The organism is Mesorhizobium sp. P160219 (assembly GCF_057786095.1).
In genome coordinates this window covers 3,880,504-3,901,303 of record NZ_JBYNWG010000001.1, presented here as the reverse complement: position 1 = coordinate 3,901,303, position 20,800 = coordinate 3,880,504, and the positions used below count along the sequence as shown (strand labels likewise).

21 protein-coding genes and 2 pseudogenes are annotated in these 20,800 nt (G+C 63.6%); 3 read left to right on the top strand and 20 right to left on the bottom strand.

Annotated features, from left to right (window positions below; genetic code table 11):
• Positions 1-40: 40 nt before the first annotated feature.
• Positions 41-928, bottom strand: a complete 888-nt coding sequence (locus AC3EMP_RS18915; protein WP_031203337.1) for a helix-turn-helix transcriptional regulator — start codon at positions 926-928, stop codon at positions 41-43.
• A gap of 278 nt (positions 929-1,206) precedes the next feature.
• On the opposite strand from AC3EMP_RS18915, the gene AC3EMP_RS18910 reads away from it, so the two are divergent.
• Both AC3EMP_RS18910 and AC3EMP_RS18905 read left to right on the top strand, forming a co-directional pair.
• A complete protein-coding gene (locus tag AC3EMP_RS18910) occupies positions 1,207-2,217 on the top strand; it encodes a class I SAM-dependent methyltransferase (protein ID WP_352713241.1) in 1,011 nt (336 codons plus the stop codon).
• A complete protein-coding gene (locus AC3EMP_RS18905) occupies positions 2,214-3,173 on the top strand; it encodes a LysR family transcriptional regulator (RefSeq protein WP_352713244.1) in 960 nt (319 codons plus the stop codon). Before AC3EMP_RS18910 ends, AC3EMP_RS18905 begins: the two co-directional genes overlap by 4 nt.
• Before the next feature lie 44 nt (positions 3,174-3,217).
• Here AC3EMP_RS18905 and AC3EMP_RS18900 read toward each other — a convergent pair whose 3' ends face one another.
• From AC3EMP_RS18900 to trbB, 11 genes and pseudogenes are all read right to left on the bottom strand, one after another.
• A complete protein-coding gene (locus tag AC3EMP_RS18900; protein ID WP_023673788.1) occupies positions 3,218-3,442 on the bottom strand; it encodes a DUF2274 domain-containing protein in 225 nt (74 codons plus the stop codon).
• A 1-nt stretch (position 3,443) separates the two neighbouring features.
• The gene (locus AC3EMP_RS18895) at positions 3,444-4,697 is read right to left on the bottom strand and encodes a TraB/TrbI/VirB10 family type IV secretion system protein (protein WP_352713247.1); all 1,254 of its coding nucleotides are present in this window, start codon (positions 4,695-4,697) and stop codon (positions 3,444-3,446) included.
• Positions 4,694-5,833, bottom strand: a complete 1,140-nt coding sequence (gene trbG, locus AC3EMP_RS18890) for a P-type conjugative transfer protein TrbG (protein WP_352504300.1) — start codon at positions 5,831-5,833, stop codon at positions 4,694-4,696. Before trbG ends, AC3EMP_RS18895 begins: the two co-directional genes overlap by 4 nt.
• Positions 5,830-6,513 carry a conjugal transfer protein TrbF gene (trbF, locus tag AC3EMP_RS18885; RefSeq protein WP_023697518.1) on the bottom strand — a complete coding sequence of 228 codons (684 nt, stop codon included), beginning with the start codon at positions 6,511-6,513 and terminating at the stop codon, positions 5,830-5,832. The genes trbG and trbF overlap by 4 nt, the downstream gene beginning before the upstream one ends.
• Positions 6,514-6,515: 2 nt before the next feature.
• Positions 6,516-7,878, bottom strand: a pseudogene (gene trbL, locus AC3EMP_RS18880) (P-type conjugative transfer protein TrbL).
• A 1-nt stretch (position 7,879) separates the two neighbouring features.
• A complete protein-coding gene (trbK-alt, locus tag AC3EMP_RS18875; RefSeq protein ID WP_352713253.1) occupies positions 7,880-8,275 on the bottom strand; it encodes a putative entry exclusion protein TrbK-alt in 396 nt (131 codons plus the stop codon).
• Positions 8,276-8,285: 10 nt separating this feature from the next.
• Positions 8,286-9,044: a P-type conjugative transfer protein TrbJ gene (gene trbJ / locus AC3EMP_RS18870; RefSeq protein WP_023825257.1), complete on the bottom strand. Its 759-nt coding sequence runs from the start codon at positions 9,042-9,044 to the stop codon at positions 8,286-8,288.
• Entirely contained in the window at positions 9,041-11,494 is a 2,454-nt protein-coding gene (gene trbE, locus AC3EMP_RS18865; RefSeq protein WP_352713256.1) for a conjugal transfer protein TrbE, read from the bottom strand. Before trbE ends, trbJ begins: the two co-directional genes overlap by 4 nt.
• 14 nt (positions 11,495-11,508) lie before the next feature.
• Entirely contained in the window at positions 11,509-11,805 is a 297-nt protein-coding gene (locus AC3EMP_RS18860) for a VirB3 family type IV secretion system protein (RefSeq protein WP_352713259.1), read from the bottom strand.
• Positions 11,805-12,137 (bottom strand): TrbC/VirB2 family type IV secretion system protein, encoded by a 333-nt coding sequence (locus AC3EMP_RS18855; protein ID WP_023694927.1) that lies wholly within the window; start codon positions 12,135-12,137, stop codon positions 11,805-11,807. The genes AC3EMP_RS18860 and AC3EMP_RS18855 overlap by 1 nt, the downstream gene beginning before the upstream one ends.
• Positions 12,134-13,150 carry a P-type conjugative transfer ATPase TrbB gene (trbB, locus tag AC3EMP_RS18850; protein WP_023715508.1) on the bottom strand — a complete coding sequence of 339 codons (1,017 nt, stop codon included), beginning with the start codon at positions 13,148-13,150 and terminating at the stop codon, positions 12,134-12,136. The genes AC3EMP_RS18855 and trbB overlap by 4 nt, the downstream gene beginning before the upstream one ends.
• A gap of 342 nt (positions 13,151-13,492) precedes the next feature.
• Between trbB and AC3EMP_RS18845 the strand changes: the two genes are divergently transcribed.
• On the top strand, positions 13,493-13,621 hold the full coding sequence (locus tag AC3EMP_RS18845) for a hypothetical protein (RefSeq protein ID WP_023694925.1): 129 nt from the start codon (positions 13,493-13,495) through the stop codon (positions 13,619-13,621).
• Between the two features lie 223 nt (positions 13,622-13,844).
• On the opposite strand, the gene AC3EMP_RS18840 is transcribed toward AC3EMP_RS18845, so the two are convergent.
• The 8 genes and pseudogenes from AC3EMP_RS18840 to AC3EMP_RS18805 all read right to left on the bottom strand — a co-directional run bounded on the left by AC3EMP_RS18840 (position 13,845) and on the right by AC3EMP_RS18805 (position 20,763).
• Positions 13,845-14,162, bottom strand: a complete 318-nt coding sequence (locus AC3EMP_RS18840) for a helix-turn-helix domain-containing protein (RefSeq protein WP_006338687.1) — start codon at positions 14,160-14,162, stop codon at positions 13,845-13,847.
• Positions 14,159-14,506 carry a type II toxin-antitoxin system RelE/ParE family toxin gene (locus tag AC3EMP_RS18835; RefSeq protein WP_488494736.1) on the bottom strand — a complete coding sequence of 116 codons (348 nt, stop codon included), beginning with the start codon at positions 14,504-14,506 and terminating at the stop codon, positions 14,159-14,161. Before AC3EMP_RS18835 ends, AC3EMP_RS18840 begins: the two co-directional genes overlap by 4 nt.
• Positions 14,507-14,616: 110 nt before the next feature.
• A complete protein-coding gene (locus AC3EMP_RS18830) occupies positions 14,617-15,072 on the bottom strand; it encodes a ribbon-helix-helix domain-containing protein (protein WP_023825250.1) in 456 nt (151 codons plus the stop codon).
• Between the two features lie 7 nt (positions 15,073-15,079).
• Positions 15,080-17,066, bottom strand: a pseudogene (locus AC3EMP_RS18825) (conjugal transfer protein TraG).
• 27 nt (positions 17,067-17,093) lie between these two features.
• A complete protein-coding gene (locus tag AC3EMP_RS18820; RefSeq protein WP_352713266.1) occupies positions 17,094-18,833 on the bottom strand; it encodes a relaxase/mobilization nuclease domain-containing protein in 1,740 nt (579 codons plus the stop codon).
• A 243-nt stretch (positions 18,834-19,076) separates the two neighbouring features.
• Positions 19,077-19,850, bottom strand: a complete 774-nt coding sequence (locus tag AC3EMP_RS18815) for a lytic transglycosylase domain-containing protein (RefSeq protein ID WP_352713269.1) — start codon at positions 19,848-19,850, stop codon at positions 19,077-19,079.
• A 3-nt stretch (positions 19,851-19,853) separates the two neighbouring features.
• Entirely contained in the window at positions 19,854-20,189 is a 336-nt protein-coding gene (locus tag AC3EMP_RS18810) for a DUF736 domain-containing protein (protein WP_352713271.1), read from the bottom strand.
• Between the two features lie 70 nt (positions 20,190-20,259).
• The gene (locus AC3EMP_RS18805) at positions 20,260-20,763 is read right to left on the bottom strand and encodes a S26 family signal peptidase (RefSeq protein WP_488494735.1); all 504 of its coding nucleotides are present in this window, start codon (positions 20,761-20,763) and stop codon (positions 20,260-20,262) included.
• Positions 20,764-20,800 lie beyond the last annotated feature (37 nt).

Below are 20,800 nucleotides of genomic sequence, written 5' to 3'. Positions count from 1 at the left end.
TGGGGTTTTCCGATACTTGCTGAGAACGACAAGCGGCGACCTAGATTCGCCACTTACGACGAAATTCCGTCGGGCCCGCACCGAAAGCCCGCTTGAAGGCGGTCGCGAAATGGCTGGAGCTGCCGAAACCACATTCCATCGCGATTTCGGTCGCCGACAGATTGGTCGATCGCAGCATGTCCGCGGACTGCTCCAACCGTCGCTGCGCAATGAATGCGTGCGGCGTCATGCCTGTCGACTGCTTGAAGGCCCTCCAGAAATGGAACCGGCTAACCCCAATTTCTTTTGCCAGATCGGCCAGCGTAGGTCTGCCGTCCGACAACGTCTCGATCATGTCCACTGCCCGCTTGAGATCGAACGATGACAAACCGCCTTTTGCCGGCTCCTGATGGACGCCGTTCAACCTTAACATTTGGCCGAGCAATTGCGTGGCCTGGCACTCCACCATGGTTGCGCTGATGGGGTCAGGCTGCTTGAGCTCCAAAGCAATCCTCTGCAACGCCAACTCTGCAGTGCCGTCCCGAAACCCGATCGAAGGCGGCAGCACTGCCGGGCGATGGCGAGCCATTCCCGCAAACACCTCGTCGGCGAACCCTTTTTCAATCGAGACCAGGAGATAGGAAGCAGTCGCTTCCCCCTCGTCCCATCCATTCCAATCACTGCCGGCCGGCATGAAGATTATCGAACCGGCCCGGCGCGGCAAAAAGGCAATCCGGCGCCCATCCACAATGTCTTCTCCGCGGGACGCCGTGCCCTTCAGGTTCATCAAGAACACATGGTTTGGCTGGAGGAGCCTTGTCTCCTGACGCTCAAGCCCGGTTCTTTTGACTACGTCCGCCCGCACGCTCCCCCAACTCTCATACTTGTGGGCAAGGGATTGGTGCCGTGAACGGCGATTCTCGGTCGGGTCGAGGGCAAGAGTATTCACGTATCCACAGCCTCCTTACTGGCGAGTGGCCAGTCGTCGCATGATGTGGCGAACCATTGGTTGCTGAACAACACGCAAATAACTCTGGATTGGTAGAAGATGTGACTTTAGCGAAAAAATGGCAAACGAGCGAAAGCCGTCTGTATCCGGCAGGCCTACGAGTTGGCTCAGCCAATACTTGAGCCAGGCGAAATATTAGACCCCACTTATCTTAGTGGCATTTCCCCTATCGACGTATCGGCATCTCACCAACGGAACGGTGCTGGAGGCATACTGCGATGCGTGGACTCGACGACTTTCTGGCTGAGTGCGACGATGGCCCACGGATCAACCGACTAGCCGGCTTTTTCGCCGCGACCGCCGCTGGCAAGAGCGGGATGCCAATCCGCAAGCCCGTCGCGGACGCCCGCCTTCTGCCGAGCGATGAACTGCTGCACGGCTTGGTCAGCCTGCATGCGGCACGACAAGGTTTTTTCGACCAGCACTATCACGGCAGCATTCCCTACAGATTAGAGGAAGAGTGCCGGATGGCCTACGCAGTGCTGAAATACGCACGGCATCGTGGTGGTCCGCTTTCGCTATATAGCCTTGGAACAGCGGAAGGCACGATGGCGAGGACACTGTCGGAACTGTCCGATGGGCAGGTACGCTCACTGTCGTGCAGCCCGAACGCGGAGAATTACAAATGCTTCATGGCTTATGGCCAACCACCGCACGCCGACTTTTTCATTGGTCCCTTCCATCATTTGACAAAGGACGTCCTGGGCTCGGATCCGCGACTGGCAAATTTCGCCCACGGTTTCGATATCATTCTGGAAGATACGACCTTTCAGATGTACTCGCCGAACAGAGTGGGACAGATCGAGTTCGTGACACAGCACCTCAAGCCGGACGGAATCTTCGTCTTCGTCGAGAAGTTCCGGGCTACAGAGGAGCCGGACTACAGGCGTCGCGAATACCAGAAGGATTTCGGCTTCAAGGCGCGCTATTTTCCCCCAGACGAAATCGAGAAAAAGCAAACCCTCGTTCTGAATACGATGTTCGGCAATGAGGTGACTTTGGCAAAGATGGCTGACGCCATACGCGCGCATTTCAGCTACTGCGCCCTGACCTGGAACAGCGGAAATTTCTGTAGTCTCGCGGCGAGCAATAGCGAGGAAAACCTGAACCGATACCTTTCCCAGATGGCCGCTCCGGCCATTCCGCACGAGTACGTCTACGAAACCAGCTTGTATCCGACCCTGCCGGTTAGCGTCGCCGCCGCGCAGGAATTGGCTCCTGTGCCTTGAGACAGGTCAACAACACGTTGCGTCGTTTGGACCATGTCTTCGCGGCTGTCGACCATGGCAGCCTCAGGCAGGCCGCAAGAGTTCTCAGGGTGAGGGAATCCTGTGTCAGCCGCAACATCGTTGCTCTCGAACAATTGCTGGACATGCAGTTGTTTGACCGCGACGTCCATGGCGTTCGGCTGACCGAAGCAGGCCGGGCCTGGACTAACCTCGTCCGGGCTCATTATGAAGGGTTGCAAGATGCCATGGCCGGAGGTGGTCCTGGCGACCAGGATGCCAAAACAGTCAAGATAGGGTTGTGCGGTCAGATAGGACGGGCGTTCGTGGCGCGGCTTGTCGATCGATTTCGCGGCTTGCATCCGGACGTGAGCATCGCCATCGAGGACGTTCCCCATGATCAGTGTCTGGCGGCAATACGTCGCCGGCGCCTTGACATCGTGTTCACGCACGGGCTCGAGAACGGCGCCTTATGCCGCAGCGAGCTATTTGGACACGAGCGCTTGTTCATTCTCCTGCCCTGTTACCATCCGCTTGCTGAAAGGTCTGCGGTCACATGGGCAGATCTTGCAGATACCTGCCTGCTGGTTTCGGTCGGATCGCCGCTGGATCCGGTTTTGTTGGAAAAGATTGCCGCAAGTGGTGGCCCCGCTATTCAAATATGTCGCGCGAGCGAAGCGACGGTCATCCTCAAGGTGCAACTCGGTCAAGGCGTTACTCTGGCGGGCGAAGGTTTTGCCAGGACAGTCGCCATCGACGCTACAGTATGGAAACCCATTGACGGTCAGCACAGCATCAGTTCGATTAAGGCGGTGTGGCTGGAATCGAACCCAAAGCGTGCGCTTCTGCGCCTGGTTGGGACCGCAAGAAACCTGGTGGCCGCAACGCGACCCGGGCCTACCCCTGTCAATGGAGGAAGTTCGGGACGCCGCGGCGCGATTTCTGAAGTCACGCCATGACTGGGAGGTGCGACTGACCCGGTTTGACTTCAGTCGTCCAGCCTCTAACCACCCTCCGAACGCTTTGCCCTGGCAAAGCCTCGATCCGTCGCAATGAACCGCTCCAGCATCGCAACGATGAGGCGCGGCGCATCGGCGGGCCGTTGCCCCGCTTCGCGGCCGAGGATCTCGGCATAAGCCGTCAGATCACGGTGCAGTGCCGCAGGGAGTTCCACCATGACCTTGACAGGCTTGTCGTCAGCGATTGGCCCCAGTTTCAGCTTGGCCATTTCAGCCCCCATAAGGTTCGAGCACGAGATCGCGTGTGACGATCACCCGCACCGGGAATCCCGGTCGGATGGTGAGCGTCGGCGCTATGTTGAGCTGCCGCTGGACGATCTGCTGGCCTGTCTGGCTGATGCTGTCGGAAGCACCCTGGCGAAGAGCGCGCATGATGTCGCTCTCCTGGCCCGATGAGCCTGCTTGCGCGCCGATGCTCAGAACCGTGGAAAGTGCTGCAGCCTTGAACAACTCGCCCCAGTGATAGTCGACGCCGTCCTCGAGACCGGCATAGCCCTCAGCGTCCGCGCCAGGCTCACGTTCCAGAACGATGGAGCGGCCGTCAGGAAAAATCAGCCTGGTCCATACCAGCAACACGCGACGCTGGCCGAAGCCGACCCCATTGTCATACTGGCCGATGAGGCGCGTCCCCTGCGGAATGAGACGGATATGTCCGGTGGGGCTGTCATAGACATTCTCCGTCACCTGCGCGGTAATCTGACCGGGCAGGTCTGAGCGAATGCCAGTGATGAGGGCAGCTGCGATGACGGCGCCCGCCTGCAGGACGTTTTTCGACGCCGGCGCCGCAACACGATCCGACGAGACGGTGCGCTTGTCAGGCGGCTGGTCGAGGAACGCAAGTTGGCGGTCTTGCGCCGAGGGCGTCGCTGACTGCGGCGCGAGGCCAAGGTTGGCGAGATCGGTTTGTGGCATGGTGTCTGTCGTGGCTCGAGCGACAGTCGCGTCACTAGCGGGCCGCGTTTGCGTGGACGCGAACAGACGCGCGGTCCTCGCCGCCTCCAGTTCCTGCTCCCGGCGCTGTTCCTCTGGATCCGGTCCGACCGAGCCCGACGACGGCGCTCCGTTCGCCGGGCCGCCATTCTGCGCGTTGAGGATCGGGCGGCCGAGATCGCCGGGAAGCGGTGGGCCAAGCTTTGGAACGCCCGTATAGTCCTTTGGCAGACCGGCGAGCCCATCGGGCGTCGAACGATTATCGGTTGAATAGAGCTCCTGACCCTGGCCTTGCTGACGGTTCTGAAGCGCGTAAATCAGCGCACCGCCGACAGCGAGGCTAGCGGCGAGCCCCAATCCGGCCAACGCCTTGCGGGACAGACGCGTCACGCGCGACGGCTCGGCGCGCAGCCGCATGGCCGCGGCCGGCTCACCTGTCAACGGCCGGGCGTCATCCTCGACCGGTGCCTCCGGCCGGGCGTCATTCGCCGGCCCCCGGCCTTCTTTCTTCCCGGGATCCATTTTGTCGCTCATGATGACGACCCTCCCCTGCCTGTTCGGAGGTTCGTCGCTGGCGGGGTCTCACCAGGGCCATGCATCCATGAAAATCGACTGCTCCTTACCCCATCGGTGCGGGAGACGCGGACGCGCCTCTGGTTCTTGCCGGCGCCGAAGCGCAACTCGGCGGCGGCAAACATCCGGTCGACGATCATGTAGTTGCCGCGCACGCGATAGTTGACCAGCTCGGACGTGTCGCCTTCCGGCCCTACCACGAAGAGTGGCGGCATCTCACCCTGGCCGATGCCCCGCGGGAACTCGATGAACACCTGCTTGCCATCGTCGAAGGCGCGCAGCGGCCGCCACGGTGCGCGATCGCCCGTCACCTCGTAGCGGAAATTGACGCGAGAAAGATCGATGCCTGTCGAGACCGGCTGTGCAGCCTCAGCTTGCTGGTTCTGCCTGCGCAAGGCGATGAGTTGGTCCTGCGGGTATTGCCAGGAAACCGACGCCATATAGGTCGACGGCGTCGAGCGCAGTTCCATGTGATAGGTACGCCGATCGGTATTGATGACGAGATTGGTGAGAAGGTCGGCGCGCGTCGGCTTGACGAGTATGTGGACCTGCTTGGCCGCGCCCGTACCGCTCTCGGTATCGCCGATGATCCAGCGCACGGTGTCGCCGGCGGCGACGGGACCGGAACCGACGAGCTGCTCGCCGGGCTGGAGCGCGATGTCGGTGATCTGCCCCGGCGAGGCATAGACCTGATAGAGCGCGCCATCGACGAATGGATAGACCTGCATCGAGTTGATGAAGCCGTTGCGGACAGGCTGGACGCGCGCGGCCGCATTGGCCAAGTTCACGCGCGCGGTCGGATCGGTCGGTTCCGGGTCGGGCTTTGCGGCCTTGCCGACCGGCTTCAACTGGCCTGGAAGCGGCAGCGGCTTCGACAGCTCCACCACCTTGACGGGCGGTGGCGGATCGACGGCATGCACGGCCGGGACCGGATCGTCATAGGAAATCTCCGGCGGCTTCTGCCTGGTGGCGCAGCCCGCAAGCGCCGAAGTGCAAAGCAAAAGCGCTGGAAGGGCCATTTTGCGGAAGGCCGGCATTGCGTGGATGAGGAAAACCGGACGCCCCCAGGGGGCGGCTTTGCAGAGTACGGGCATCATTGTCCAAGCTCCTTCGACCAGTTGATGGCGTTGATGTAGATTCCAAGCGGGTTCTTCCTCAGCGCATCAGCGTCGCGCGGGGGCTGGACGACAATGGTGAGGATGGCGGACCAGCGCTCCGTGGAAGCCAGTGAGCCGTCCTGATAGCGGCGTTCGACCCAGGCGATTCGGAAGCTCACCGGCGATGCGCGGATGACCGACGACACATCGACGGCGACCTGCTGCTTGCCGACCTTGGTGAACGGGTCATTGGCGCGCGCATAGTCGTTGAGAGCCAGCGCCCCGCCCTGCGTCGCGAAGTCGTAGGCGCGCAGCCAGTTCTGCCGCACGATGACCGGATCGGCGGGGATCGACCTCACCTGTTCGATGAAGTGCGCCAGGTAGAAGGCAATCTGCGGATCGTTCGGCTGATAGTCGCCGACCGCAGGTCCCACAGCCTGCGCCTGGCCGAGACGATCGACCTGCACCACCCAAGGCACGATCGAGCCTTTGGCGGATTGCCAGATGAGCGCGGCCGAGAACCCCGCGGCGAGCGCCAGGCAACCGAAGGCCATGGTGCGCCAGTTGCGCGCCTGCACGCGAGCCGAACCGATGCGCTCGTCCCAGAGCTGAGCAGCGCGTTGGTAGGGGGTCTCGGGTTGTGGGGACTTGCCGTAGTGCGTGGACGGTCGTTTGAACATGCTCAGTCACTTTCAGAGAGGTTGATCGAGGAGCCGCCGCCATGGCTGTCGCCACTGCGAACGGCGTGGGCGGCGGCCTGGACGCCATGGGTCATCTGTTGCGAGCGCTTCATGCGCTTCGCCCAGGCTGGCTGACTTTCGGTTGCGGAGGACGCGACGGGTGCGGAGCCGGCTTCGGGCGCGTTCGCACCGATTGTGCCAGCCGTGGATGACCCGCCCGTCGTCTCGAAGGCAGCGCGAGCGCCCGACTGGTAGCTGTGCTTCATGCTGCCTGCCGCATTATTGGCCGCACGCTTGAGCGGTGAGATGGCACCTTGGGCGCCGGCTCTGATGACACCGCCGAGCCCGGATGCGACGCCAGAAAAGCCAGAACTCTCCGGCCGCGCTGAGGCCGTAGGCTGTGGACGCCCTGCCCGCCATGGCGGCACCGCCACGGGCCGCCGCTGCAGCACCGCCGCTGACAGCCGCGCCGCCGGACACGACGGTACCGGCGGCGGCGGCGCCCACTGCTGCCATGCCGCCGGCGGCGAGCCCGGTCCCGACAGCCGCGCCCGCACCGAGTTGCGGGCCGCCGGAGACGAGACCGTTGGCAATGCCCGGTCCAAAGATGCCAAGGCCGAGCAGCGACAACGCGGCCAGCACGATCGCCATGGCATCGTCGATCGACGGCGTGTTGCCGCTGAACCCCGCGGTGAACTCGGAAAAGAGCGTTGAGCCGATGCCGATGATGACGGCGAGCACCAGCACCTTGATGCCGGACGAGATGACGTTGCCAAGCACCCGCTCGGCCATGAAGGCGGATTTGCCGAACAGACCGAAGGGAATGAGCACGAAACCGGCGAGCGTGGTCAGCTTGAATTCGATCAGCGTGACGAAAAGCTGGATTGCCAGGATGAAGAAGGCCAGCAGCACCAGCGCCCAGGCGAAGAACATGCAGGCGATCTGGATGAAGTTCTCGAAGAAGGACCAATAGCCCATCAGGTTCGAGATCGAGTCCAGCAACGGCCGGCCGGCATCGAGCCCGGTCTGCGCCACCTTGCCCGGGCGCATGAGATCGTTGACGGTAAAACCCGTACCCGAGGCCTTCAGGCCAAGCCCGGCGAAGCTTTCAAAGACGATGCGGGCGAGATTGTTCCAGTTGGAGATGAGATAGGCGAAGACGCCGACGAACAGAGTCTTCTTGACGAGGCGCGCCATGATGTCGTCGTCCGCACCCCAGGACCAGAAGAGCGCAGCCAACGTCACGTCGATGACGATCAGGGTCGTCGCGATGAACCCGACCTCGCCGCCGAGCAGGCCGAAGCCGCTGTCGATGTAGCGCGTGAAGACTTCGAGGAAATGGTCGATGACGCCCATGCCGCCCATGTCAGCGAGCCTCCGGCCGGGGCGGCTCGACCTGCATCGCGGGAGCGGTCACATCCGCCCGCTTCCCTTCTTTCCGGTCGGCTGACGGCGGCACATTCGGAAACAGCGTTGTCGGCGCTACCGGAGCAGGCGCGGTTGCCGAGTCACGTTGACCGAGAAACCGGCGCCGGCTGGCTGCCCACGCTTTCAGACAGCCGGGATCGCGAGGACCGGCCTCGCCGATCCCGGAACAGCGGCGCAATTCGGCCGCGAGTGGGTGTTGTGGCGCGACGGAACGGTCCCCCGTCGCAAGGGCGTCAGGCTCGTCGTCCTCGCTGCTCATCTCGATTGCGGTCACTGTCAAAGCGACCGCGATGAAGACGACCGCACTGACACGAGCGAGGATCTTGCCATCCATCGCTCCGGCCTTAGTTCTTGCCATAGAACATCTGCGCACTGCCGGGTTGGTAGCCCGAGCCCTGCGTCAGGAAGCGGCGGCGCTGCTCCCGGCCCTGGTCGGCGGCGGTGGCCTGCTCGGCCGATTGCAACGCTTGCGCCCGACCATTCGCGGCGACGACAGCGGTGAGATCGGCAAGCTGCTGCGCCTGAAGCCCGAGGAGCTGGTTGCCGGCCTGTGTTGCCTGAAGCGCGCCCGTCGCACCCTGGCTTTGGCCGACCAGTGCCGACATCTCACTGCGATTGGTGTCAATGTTGCCGACGACGCCCGCCTGCACACGCATGGCATCCTGAAGGCCACCAACCGTGTTGCCCCAGCGCGAGCGCGCGTCGGCGACGAGTTGCTGATCCGAAGCCGATAGCGAGACGTTGCCGTATTTCTGCTGGAAGGCCTGATCGATCTGCCGCACGTCATAGGCAACGTTCTGCGCCTGACTGAGCAGTTGCTGCGTACGCTGCACGGACTGCTGAAGCTGTTCCAGCGAGGAGAACGGCAGGCTTGCGAGATTGCGCGCCTGGTTGATGAGCATCTGCGCCTGGTTCTGGAGCGAGGTGATCTGGTTGGTGATCTGTTCGAGCGAGCGCGCTGCCGTCAGGACGTTTTGCGAATAGTTCGACGGATCGAAAACGATGATGGCGTGTGCCGGCGTCGCCAGGAAGGGCGAGAATGCGGCGGGTGCGACAAGCAGTGCGGCGGCGAACCGCATGCCAAGGGAACGGCGCAGTTTCATGGGGACTTCTCCTTGTTGGTGAGGGCGGGGCTGGTTAGGGCGGGAACAAGTTCAGCGGCCCAGCCGACGCCACGATGGCTAAGCCAGGCTGCGAGGAATCCGTCGCGGCCGTGCTCGGCGAAGATGCGTGCGATCGCGGCCTGGTCGGTCTTCGAGGACACAGCGCAGAGCGCGAGCGCCACATCCGACAGACCGAGCTCGAACAGCCGGTTGCCGCGTCGGGACTGGCAGTAATAGTCGCGCTTCGGCATCGCCCGCGCGATGATCTCGATCTGCCGATCGTTGAGGCCGAAGCGACGATAGATCGCCGTGATCTGCGGCTCGATGGCGCGCTCGTTCGGCAGCAGAAGACGGGTCTGGCAGCTCTCGATGATCGCGGGCGCGATTGCCGAGCCGTCAATGTCGCTGAGCGACTGCGTGGCGAAGATCACGCTGGCGTTCTTCTTGCGCAGCGTCTTCAGCCATTCGCGGAGCTGGCCAGCAAAACCCTCATCGTCCAGCGCAAGCCAGCCTTCGTCGATGATGAGAAGCGTTGGCGAGCCATCGAGCCGGTCCTCGATGCGATGGAAGAGATAGGATAGCACCGCGGGCGCAGCGCCCGTTCCGATCAGTCCTTCGGTTTCGAATGCCTGGACCGACGCCGATCCGAGATGCTCGCGCTCGGCATCGAGCAACCGGCCATGGGGACCCCCGACGCAATAGGGGCGCAATGCCTGCTTGAGGTCATTTGATTGCAGCAGCACGACCAGACCGGTGATGGTGCGCTCCGCGACAGGCGCGGACGCCAGCGAGCTCAACGCCGTCCAGATATGCTCCTTGACCTCAGGGGTGATCGTCACATTCTCGCGCGTCAGGATCGCAACGATCCAGTCGGCGGCCCAGGCGCGCTCGGGGACATCGTGAATGCGGGCGAACGGCTGAAGGCTGACACTGTCGATCGCCCCATCGCTGAGATCGCCGCCGAGATCATGCCAGTCGCCGCCCATGGCGAGTGCCGCCGCGCGGATCGAGCCGCCGAAATCAAAGGCGAAAACCTGTGACCCTGGATAGCGGCGGAACTGCAGCGCCATCAGTGCCAAGAGCACGGACTTGCCCGCGCCGGTCGGGCCGACGATCAGCGTGTGGCCGACGTCACCGACGTGAAGCGAAAGCCGGAACGGGGTCGAGCCTTCGGTCTTGCCGAAGAGCAGAGGGGGCGCTGCAAAATGCTCGTCCCGTTCCGACCCCGCCCACACCGCGGAAAGCGGAATGATGTGGGCGAGATTGAGCGTGGAGATGGGAGGTTGACGGACGTTGGCATAAACATGACCCGGCAGGCTGCCGAGCCACGCGTCGACGGCGTTGATGGTTTCAATAATCGCCGTAAAGTCGCGGCCCTGGATGACCTTTTCGACCAGGCGCAGTTTTTCGTCGGCGATGTTGGGATCATCGTCCCACACCGTCACCGTCGCGGTGACATAGGCCATGCCGGCATAGTCGGCGCCGAGTTCCTGCAGCGCCATGTCGGCATCGGCGGCCTTGTTTGCGGCGTCGGTGTCCACGAGGACGGACGCCTCGTTGGTCATCACCTCCTTGAGGATCGCCGCCACTGACTTGCGCTTGGCGAACCATTGACGCCGGATCTTCGTCAGCAGCCTGGTGGCATCGGTCTTGTCGAGCAGGATCGCGCGTGTCGACCAGCGATACGGAAACGCCAGCCGGTTCAGTTCGTCGAGCAGACCCGGCGTGGTTGCGGTCGGGAATCCCGTGACCGTGAGAATGCGCAGATGCGACGCGCCAAGCCGCGGCTCGAGCCCGCCGGTCAGCGGCTGGTCGGCCAGCATGGCGTCGAGATACATCGGCGTTTCGGGAACGCGGACACGGTGGCGATTGGTCGAGACGCAGCCATGCAGATAGGTCAGCGTCTCGGCGTCATCGAGCCAGCGGCACTCCGGCATGAAGGCTTCGACAAGGCGCAGGACGCGGTCGCTGCGGTCAGTGAACCCGGTCAGCGCCGCGTTGGGGTCGAGGCCCTTCTTCTCGCGGCCTTCGTAGAGCCAGCTTTCCGCGCGGGCGGTGTCTTCGGCGGGCGCAAGATAGGTGAGCGTCAGGAAGTAGCTGGACTCGAAATGCGCGCCGGCCTCCTCGAAGCCCGCCTTTCGCTCCGCATCGACTAGCGTGGAGGCCGCATCCGGAAAGCTGCTGTCGGGATAGCGGGTCGAGGCATGGCGCTGCGCTTCGACGAAGATCGCCCAGCCGGAGCCGAGACGGCGGAAGGCATTGTTGAGCCGGCCGGCGACGGCAATCAGTTCGGCCGGAACGGCGCTGTCGAGATCGGGGCCGCGAAAGCGCGCGGTCCGCTGGAAGCTGCCATCCTTGTTGAGGACGACGCCGGCGCCGACCAATGCCACCCAGGGTAGGAAGTCGGCGAGCCGGCTGCTACGGTTGCGATATTCGGCAAGGTTCATCATCGGTGCGACCTCGCTCAAACAGTGAGATGCGCTGGGATGCGCAAATGCCGGCGAACGACGTCGACGAAAAGCGGATCGCGCTTGGCGGCCCAGACGGCGGCGACATGGCCGATGGCCCAGAAGGCGATGCCGACGAGCCAGAGACGCAGTCCCAGCCCCACGGCGCCTGCGAGCGTCCCGTTCATGATGGCAATAGCGCGCGGGGCGCCACCGAGCAGGATCGGCTCGGTCAGCGCCCGGTGCACGAGGACCGCATAACCCGGCACTGCGTAGTCCGGCATTGGGCCGCTCTGTTCGACAGCGCCCGCCATCAGACCAGCGCTCCGCCGCCGAACGAGAAGAACGACAGGAAGAAGCTCGACGCCGCGAAAGCGATGGACAGGCCGAACACGATCTGGATGAGCCGGCGGAAGCCGCCCGACGTGTCGCCGAAGGCGAGCGTCAGGCCGGTGACGATGATGATGATCACCGCCATGATCTTGGCAACCGGGCCTTCGATCGACTGGAGGATCTGTTGCAGCGGTTGTTCCCACGGCATCGACGAGCCGGAGGCATGGGCGGGCGCGGCCATCACCAGGATGAGCGTGGCACCCGTAACTGTCATGGCGAGACGATGGCGCGTGAGGCGCAGGCGTTGGATCATGGATTTTCTCCTTCAGGGTTTTGGACGAGCAAGGTCGGGCCCTCGTCGCCATCGAGGACGGCTGGCGCGACCCGGTAATCACCGTCCGGGCGCAGGCCATCGACACGGGCGAGTTCGGACAGCCGGCGCGCGGAACCGCGGCCGGAAAGGACGGCAACCAGGTCGATCGTTTCGGCGATCAGAGCGCGTGGAACCGTGACGACGGCTTCCTGGATGAGCTGTTCCATGCGGCGGAGCGCGCCAATGGCGCTGCCGGCGTGGATCGTGCCGAGGCCGCCGGGATGGCCGGTGCCCCAGGCCTTGAGCAGTTCGAGCGCCTCGGACCCGCGCACCTCGCCGACCGGGATGCGGTCGGGGCGCAGGCGCAACGATGAGCGGACAAGATCAGATAGAGACGCGACGCCGTCTTTCGTGCGCATTGCCACGAGATTTGGCGCGGCGCATTGCAGTTCGCGCGTATCCTCGATGATGACGACGCGATCGGCGGTCTTGGCCACTTCAGCGAGCAGCGCGTTGATCAGCGTGGTCTTGCCCGTGGAGGTGCCGCCTGCAACGAGAATGTTGGCGCGGTTGGCAACGCCCTGGCGCAGCGTGTCCGCCTGGCGCGCCGACATAATCCCGGCCGCGACATAGTCCTCAAGGGTGAAGATGGCGACGGCGGGCTTGCGGATCGCGAAGGCGGGCGCCGCGACGACGGGAGGAAGAAGCCCCTCGAAGCGCTCGCCCGTCTCGGGCAACTCCGCCGAGACGCGTGGGGCGCCGGCATGGACTTCGGCACCGACATGATGAGCGACGAGGCGAACGATGCGTTCGCCGTCCGCCGCCGACAGGCGCTCTCCTGTGTCGGACAAACCCTCGGACAGGCGATCGATCCACAAACGCCCATCGGGATTGAGCATCACCTCGACGATGCCGGCGTCGTCGAGATAGCGCGCGATCGCGGGTCCGAGCGCTGTGCGCAACATGCGTGCGCCGCGAGCCAGACCTTCTGAATTGTGAGGCGAAGCTGCCATCCTGTCCCCGTTTCGATCCGGGGAACATCGGCGGCCCCTGGACGGGGATGATTAAGAGAGCCGTATCTCGAGTGGTTTCAACACCTATGTCGAGGCGTAGTGACGTAGCGTGCAAATACAGGAGATTGGCGGTGCCGACGTAAACGGCGCAAGGCGGCCATTATTAGTTCTGCTTTAGGTACGGCGATTATATTATGGTCCTCGACAGGACGGGACCCGTAATCCACGTATTAGACTGCGCATGTCACGCCGTACAAAGGCGAATCCGCTGCGACAGCTGCGAGGGTGCCCAGCGTCTCTTGATTTTGTACCCAGCCAAGATCGAAAACATGGAGCCTGATTATGGACGACTACGACAACGAAAAAGGCGCAAAGCCTGAAGACGTGCGCGCCTCGTTGAAGGGATGGGCTTGGTTTATTGCTCTGACGCTCGGGATCTTTGGTGCCGCCTACGCTTGGATTGAGGTCTAAGCGCGCGCCTTAGGTCCGGGGCTTAGAGAGCCGACGCTGGCGCGCTGCAACACCGTCGATAGCCTCGAAGTCGCTGCGAAGCCCAGCTGCGAAATTGTCGCCGTAGGTCTGACGAAGGGTGTCCACCTTCGTGCGTGCTTTTCGCTAATCCTACCGTCCTGTTGCGGTGGCGCCCATCCAAACCTGGACAATCAATTGTCCGCTCGTAGGCAAAGCTGTCTGATCAAGCGGCTTCAGCACGAGTTGACCGTCGAGGCTTGTGGCGAACCACCACGTCGACCTTGTAGTCGAGCCGGTCCAGACAGCGAACCAGCCTGTCTATTGAAAACTTCCCCGTGCGCCCGGTCGCGATCGCGGAGACGTCGGGCTGCTTCATTCCGAGCAGTTCAGCCGACTTCGCCTGGGTCAGGCGCCGGCGCTTGATAATGGCGCGGATCTCGCGGGCCAGCTTGGCCTTGAGCAATTCCTCTTCGGGATTGTCAAAGCCGAGGTCCGCAAACACGTTGCCGCTGCTCACTTCGGCGGTGATGTCTTCTGTCATGACTTTGTTCCTTTCCCATAGTTTTCGCGGTAGTGAGCCTCGGCCGCCTTCAATCGCACTGTCACGAGATCGATTTCGTGCCTGGGTGTCTCCCTGCCCTTCTTCGACTTCTTCTGGAAGCAATGAAGCACGTAGATCACCCCGGCAAAGCGCACGGCATAGACGGCCCGATAGGTATCTCCGTCGAAGTCGTCGACCACCTCGAGGACGCTGCGGCCCCCAAAGCCCTTCAGGGCCTTGACAGCCGGGTGCTCCTCACCATTCTGGGCGTCGTTGATTGCGACACCCATCAACCGGCGAACATCGACCGGAAACTCGCGCAGGTCGCCCTTCGAGGATCCCATCCACACCGTGGGCTTTTGGTTTTTCATTCTCCTGCCTTATAGCATACAGACTATAATTTTCAACCAAGAATCCTGATCGAGGCTTGCAAAATCTCAGTCCTCCCGTCCATTTAGCCCACGGGCCCGCCGGGCTGGTTTGTGTCCAGGCCGCCATCGATATCCTCGGAGATCTCCTGGCGAAGCTTTGGACCTTTTGCCAGGCGCCGGCCGAGCGCGGTGACAAAGGCATCATAGCGCTCGCCCGCCTTGGCATGGGCAGCCTGCCCCGCGGGCTCGGGCAACGCTGGTGTTGTCGCCAGCCAGAAGCGGACGAAAACGGCGAGCGTCTCCACCGCTATTCCAACATCGCGCTCCTGGCGTGCCATGCGGCGATCGAGCTGGTCGAGCCGCTTGGTGATCGCCGCCTCCTGTCGCTCGGCGGCATCGGGTGAGAGGAACGACTCGATGGCCGCCTCGGCGACGAGCGACCGTGAAAAATCTCGACGCGCCGCATGTTCGGCCAGCCTGCTCATGACCTTCGGATCGAGATAGACGGACAGGCGTTGTTTGCGGGGTGGCTTTACCATGGGAGCCTCACATATCCACGCCGTCGCCGGGGTCGAGCGACGCCTGCCGCGCAACGCCTTGCATCAGGCGCGTCAGTCGACGGTTGCGGGCAACCTCGTCCTTCACGTCATCCAGGTGATCGATCTCGAACTCATTCTCGGTCGAAGGCTTCACGACCTGCTCGACGCGACTGAGCTCGGGTTGCCGACGACGCTCGGAATCAGTTGTGTCGTCATCCGTGGCCAACGGCGCCGACATGGCTTCGGCAATCTGCGGTCGGGAAGGCAGAGGCAGTCTGGTCCAGTCGTCGGGCCTCCCCTCCTCCGCCGCCGCCGTCAGCACCGGCGGCGGCAGGATACGCTCCCGGAGGCGAGCATCCTCATGATAGCGCGCCTTTTTGGCGCGGATCGGCGGCGCACCCGAGACCATGACGATCTCGTCGGTGGCCGGCAGTTGCATCACTTCACCCGGCGTGAGCAGCGGGCGAGCCGTCTCGGAGCGGGAGACCATGAGATGACCAAGCCACGGCGACAGCCGGTGGCCGGCATAGTTCCTCATGGCCCTCATCTCGGTCGCGGTTCCCAGAGCGTCGGACACCCGCTTGGCGGTGCGCTCATCATTGGTCGCAAAGCTTACCCGGACGTGGCAGTTGTCGAGGATCGAGTTGTTGGCGCCATACGCCCGCTCGATCTGATTGAGGGATTGAGCGATCAGGAAGCTTTTCAGCCCGTAGCCGGCCATGAAGGCGAGCGCCGACTCGAAGAAGTCGAGGCGGCCAAGCGCCGGGAACTCGTCGAGCATCAGGAGCAGCCGGTGCCCTTTCGCCCTCACCTGCAGATCTTCAGTCAAGCGGCGGCCGATCTGGTTGAGGATCAGGCGAATGAGCGGCTTGGTCCGGCTGATGTCGGACGGCGGCACGACGAGGTAGAGTGTCGTCGGATGCTTGTCGTCAACGAGGTCAGTGATGCGCCAGTCGCAGCGGCGGGTGACCTCGGCCACGACGGGATCACGATAGAGGCCAAGGAACGACATGGCGGTGGACAGCACGCCGGAGCGCTCGTTGTCTGATTTGTTCAAGAGCTCCCGCGCGGCGCTGGCGATGACCGGGTGCGGACCGGCCTCCCCCAGATGCGCCGTTTTCATCATGGCGGACAACGTCGATTCGATCGGACGCTTCGGATCGGAGAGGAAACCGGCCACGCCAGCAAGCGTCTTGTCCGGCTCGGCGTAGAGGACATGCAAGATCGCGCCGACCAGCAGGGCGTGGCTGGTCTTCTCCCAATGGTTTCGCCTCTCGAGCGAGCCTTCGGGATCGACCAGAATGTCGGCGATGTTCTGAACATCGCGGACCTCCCATTCGCCGCGACGCACCTCGAGCAGTGGATTGTAGGAAGAGGATTTCGGATTGGTCGGATCAAACAGCAGGACCCGGCCATGCCTGGCGCGAAAACCCGCGGTGAGTTGCCAGTTTTCGCCCTTGATGTCATGGACGACGGCTGAACTCGGCCAGGTCAGCAGCGACGGGACGACGAGGCCTACACCCTTGCCCGAACGTGTGGGCGCAAAGCACAGCACGTGCTCCGGTCCATCGTGGCGCAGATAGGCGCGGTCAAACCGCCCAAGCACCACTCCATCGGAGCCGAGAAGGCCCGTTGCCTTGATCTCCTGCTTGTCGGCCCAGCGGGCGGAGCCGTAGGTCTCGACCTTTCTTGGCCTCGCGCGCCCGCCAGACCGACATGCCGATGGCGACGGCGACGCAGGCGAAACCGCCGGAAGCCGCGATAAAGGCTCCCTCCACGAAGATCGACGGCGCGTAGGCATCGAAGCCATACCACCACCAGAAGAAGGACGGCGGAAGGTAAAACGGAAAGCCCAGGACATGGAACCATGGCCTGCCGAGCTCGGGCTGGAACGCCAGGCGCCAGGCCACCCATTGCGTCGCGCTCCAGATGGTGATCAGCACGATCATCAAGACCGCGAGGATCTGGCCCCAGAGTATCTTGGTGGCGGACATAGAAGCGGTCCTTTCTTCAACATGAGGTTAGAGGCCGAGGCCTCGCTTGCGGCCGAAGCTCCAGTCGATGCCGCCGTCATCGCGAGCGGTGCCCGAGACGTGGCGGCCAAGATGCTTTTCGAGGGACGGCGTCCAGGGCACCAGTTGGAACCCGAGGCCGTCATTGATCATGGCGAAGCGGCCCGACGCGAGCGTGAAGCGCTGCCGGTAGGAACCGGTGACATATTCGCCGCCGCGGGCGCGGTTGAAGGCCTGGCCGGTTTCGGCCGAGAGCTTTTCGCCGAGCGTCTCCAGTTCGCGGCGACGCAGCGTGTCGATGAGGCTGCGGGTGAAGGTTGTGCGTTGGCCATGTCGCTCGCCGAGGCCCTGTTCGACCAGATGGTCGGCGCGGCGCTGCATCGCCTGCCGCACCTCGGCGCCGAAGCCGCCTTCCGCCAACGCAGTCGGTTCGCGGGCGATGTTCTGGCGGTCAAGCCAGGTCGCGCCGGCGGCGGTGACCTGCCGCTCAATATCGAGATCGGAACGGACAGCGAGTGCTGCGCGCCCATGTCCCTGCGCGTCACTGAACTTGCGCAGCTCAACGATGGAACCCGGAGCGCTGTCGCCGGCGGCATCGAGATCGGACAGCTTGATGTGATGGGTGCGGCCGTCGGTGCCATCGACCACGGCGTAGGCACTGCCCTTCAGCTCATCATCAAGGCCGCGGTCGACCAGCCGACCGACGATAGGCGAGTCAAGGCGCTCCGCCGCCAGCACATAGTTCGCCGCGCCGCGCTCGATGCCCTGTTCTGTCAAGGCGCGATGCATACGCTTGATGATGTCGCCGCGCTCACCAAGCTCGCGCAGCGTCTCCTCGGCCTTTTCGCCGATCATCCATTGGCCTGGGCCGACCTGTTCGGCAAGGCCAAGGGTTTCGAGCTTGCGCACCCGCCCGACCTTCAGCACGTGATACTCATCGGGCTGAGCGTTCGCCGGGGACGCAAGATTGACAACGCCTGTGTCGCGGCCATCGCGAACAAGCTGCCGATCAAGTTGGGTCCAGCGTTCGGCTTCGACCTGGCGCTCCAGATTGCGATGGATGTCGACATCGGTGCGCGGGCCGAGCTCCTGCGTAACAAGGTCGGCGGCGCGGGCGCGCATCCCCTCCTTGATGTAATCGCGGGAGATCACAAGATCCTGCCCATCATCAGTCTGGCCGCGCAGGATGATGTGAAGGTGCGGGTTGTCGGTGTTCCAGTGATCGACGCCAGCCCAATCCAGTTTCGTGCCGAGGTCCTTTTCCATCTGACCCATCAGATCGCGGGCGAAGGATTTGAGGTCCGCCATGTCGACGGCATCTTCCGGCGAGACGATGAAGCGGAAGTGGTGCCGACCATCGCTGCACCGCTCGGCAAAAGCACCGTCATCCACCTCCCCGACTTTCGGCCCGAACAGCCTTGCCTTCTCCCCGTCACGGGTGACGCCCTCGCGGCGCAGATAGCTGAGATGGGCGGCAAGCGGGGCGCCGCGCGCGTGATGGCGCACCAGCCGTGTCTTGATGATCACGGTGCGCGAGCGGCCGGTGAGGAGACGATTGGCGCGCACGCTCGCCGAGCGGCCACGCCCGAAGGTCGAGCGATTACCCGGACGGATCCGGCCGGAGCGAGAGATACGGGCGCCCGCCTTCTGGGCGGCGGCAAGCGCCTGCGCGATGAAGGGCTTGGCGCGCTGGGCACTGGGCGAGCGGATACGGCCGGGCCGGATGCGGAAACCATCCTCGTCAGTCATCGTGAAGATCCGCACATCGTCTCAAGGCACCGAAATCACAGGTGAAACGGTGTTCCGGCGAGGTGCGCCACATGTTCGCACCTCGCGGAAATGCCACATAACCTCTTGAAACAGCACAACCGATCGACGCCGCACCTCGCGGCCTTTTATCTCGCCATCTTCCGGTTGTTCTGCCCACCTTCCGCCTCCATCCACGCCACGGTGCGCTGGGGCTCGCGGTTGCGCGAAGACGCCCATGTGCGCTCATGGCTGGATCCTGTCGCCGGCTCGCGCCACGAAGAGGCCTTCGGACAGCGGCACGATGGCGGAGACATCGCGCACGGTGGGTGGAGAGCTCGCGTCATTTGGCGGTCGCTCACTCGGCACGAGAGCGACAGCTTGTATGCGATCCGGCTGACCGACGAAGAGCGAGCCGCGCTTCCACGGAATGGCCTCGACAGACGTAACGGCGAAAGGGCGCATACCCTCGCTTTCACCGATCAGGGGCGCAAATGCTGCGACATAGGCGCGGGTCTCGGCCGGTAACGGACGCCCAGTGAGGTAGGCTTGGTAGCGTGCAGGTCCCGCATTGTAGGCGGCCAGAAATCCCGGAGAGCCGAAGCGATCGTGCAGTTCGCGCAGGTACGCCGTTCCAGCCAGGATATTGTCCCGGGCATCGAACGGATCGCGGCCGAGCGACCAACGGGCACGCAGTTCATCCCATGTGCCGGGCATGATCTGCATCAAGCCGCGGGCGCCTGCGCTGGACACGGCGCGCACAGCCCCCGCACTTTCCTTGCGCATGATGGCGCGTATCAACGCGGTCGGAACGCCGAAGCGGCGCGAGGCTTCTGCGATATGCGCGCCGAACGGATCGCGTTGCGACGATCGTGTGAGAGGTGTTTCCTGCGCCAAGGTCGCCGCCGGCATGACGGTCGCAACGGACAGGCCGCAAAGGAGGAGCAGAGCCATGCGCCGGGCAGCGCGAAGCGGCCCGGGCGCACCGCGATGGCTCGTCGACGGACGGCGAGCGCGCATCGTTCAATCCTTCTCGCTACGGTCGCGCGGTCGCCCCCAGTGCAGCGACCAGGAGGTTTTGTCGTCGCCATTGCGAAAGAGGTTGGCGCGTATCGGCTGCGCGAAGGTCGGGTCGTCGAGCTGGATCGAGACATAGTCTCCGGCCTTTTCGCTGGAGCGTTTCCAGCCGGCGCCGATCTCGGGGCCGTCCTCGCTTGCGGCGTGAATGCGGTAGTCAGGCGCATTCTCCGTTTCGCTCGCCTCTGCCGCCACGATGGCGATATCCAGGTTGAGACTGAGCGTGTGGATGCGCCCGCTATAGCCAGTCTTCTGGCGCGTGAATTCTCCGATCTGTTGCATGTCAGGCTCCTGTTTTCGAGTGGTGCGGTGATGAAGACTGGCGCCACGACGCGCGCCGCTGGTCGCGCGCTCACCGCGTTGGCGCGCACCATTCGAAGCGGCCGTTGCCGTCCTCGTCGGTCCACAGCGGGACGGCGCGGCCGATGATCTGGGCGGTGGAGGTGGGGCCGAAGTAGCGTCCGTCGAGGCTGTCGCGGACCTGCCGGTTCATCAGGAAGACTTCCCCTGTCGGGATGCGGCGGCAGCCCTGCCAGACCGGCAGGCCACGGCCCGCCCGATCACGCTTCAACGCCATGCCCGTCTCGTTTCCATCGACCGTGATGGTGAGGTTCGAGCGACAGACACGTTGCCCGGAAACGCCAAGGATGCGCTTCAGGAGTGGCACGCCCCTCGGCAGATAGCCGCGATCGGCGAGGAACGTCGCGAGTGGCTCGGGCGCGTCGACGGCCACAAGATCGGTGACTTCGAACGGCCCGTCGAAGTCGATCGTGTAGAAGCCGATCGGTGCGCTGGCTGACGCATTCCAGATGAGCTTCGTGGGCATCGAAGTGAGGCCGGGATAGCCGACGCCCATGGTTGCGACAACGCTGGCCAGGATGATCGCTGCGCGC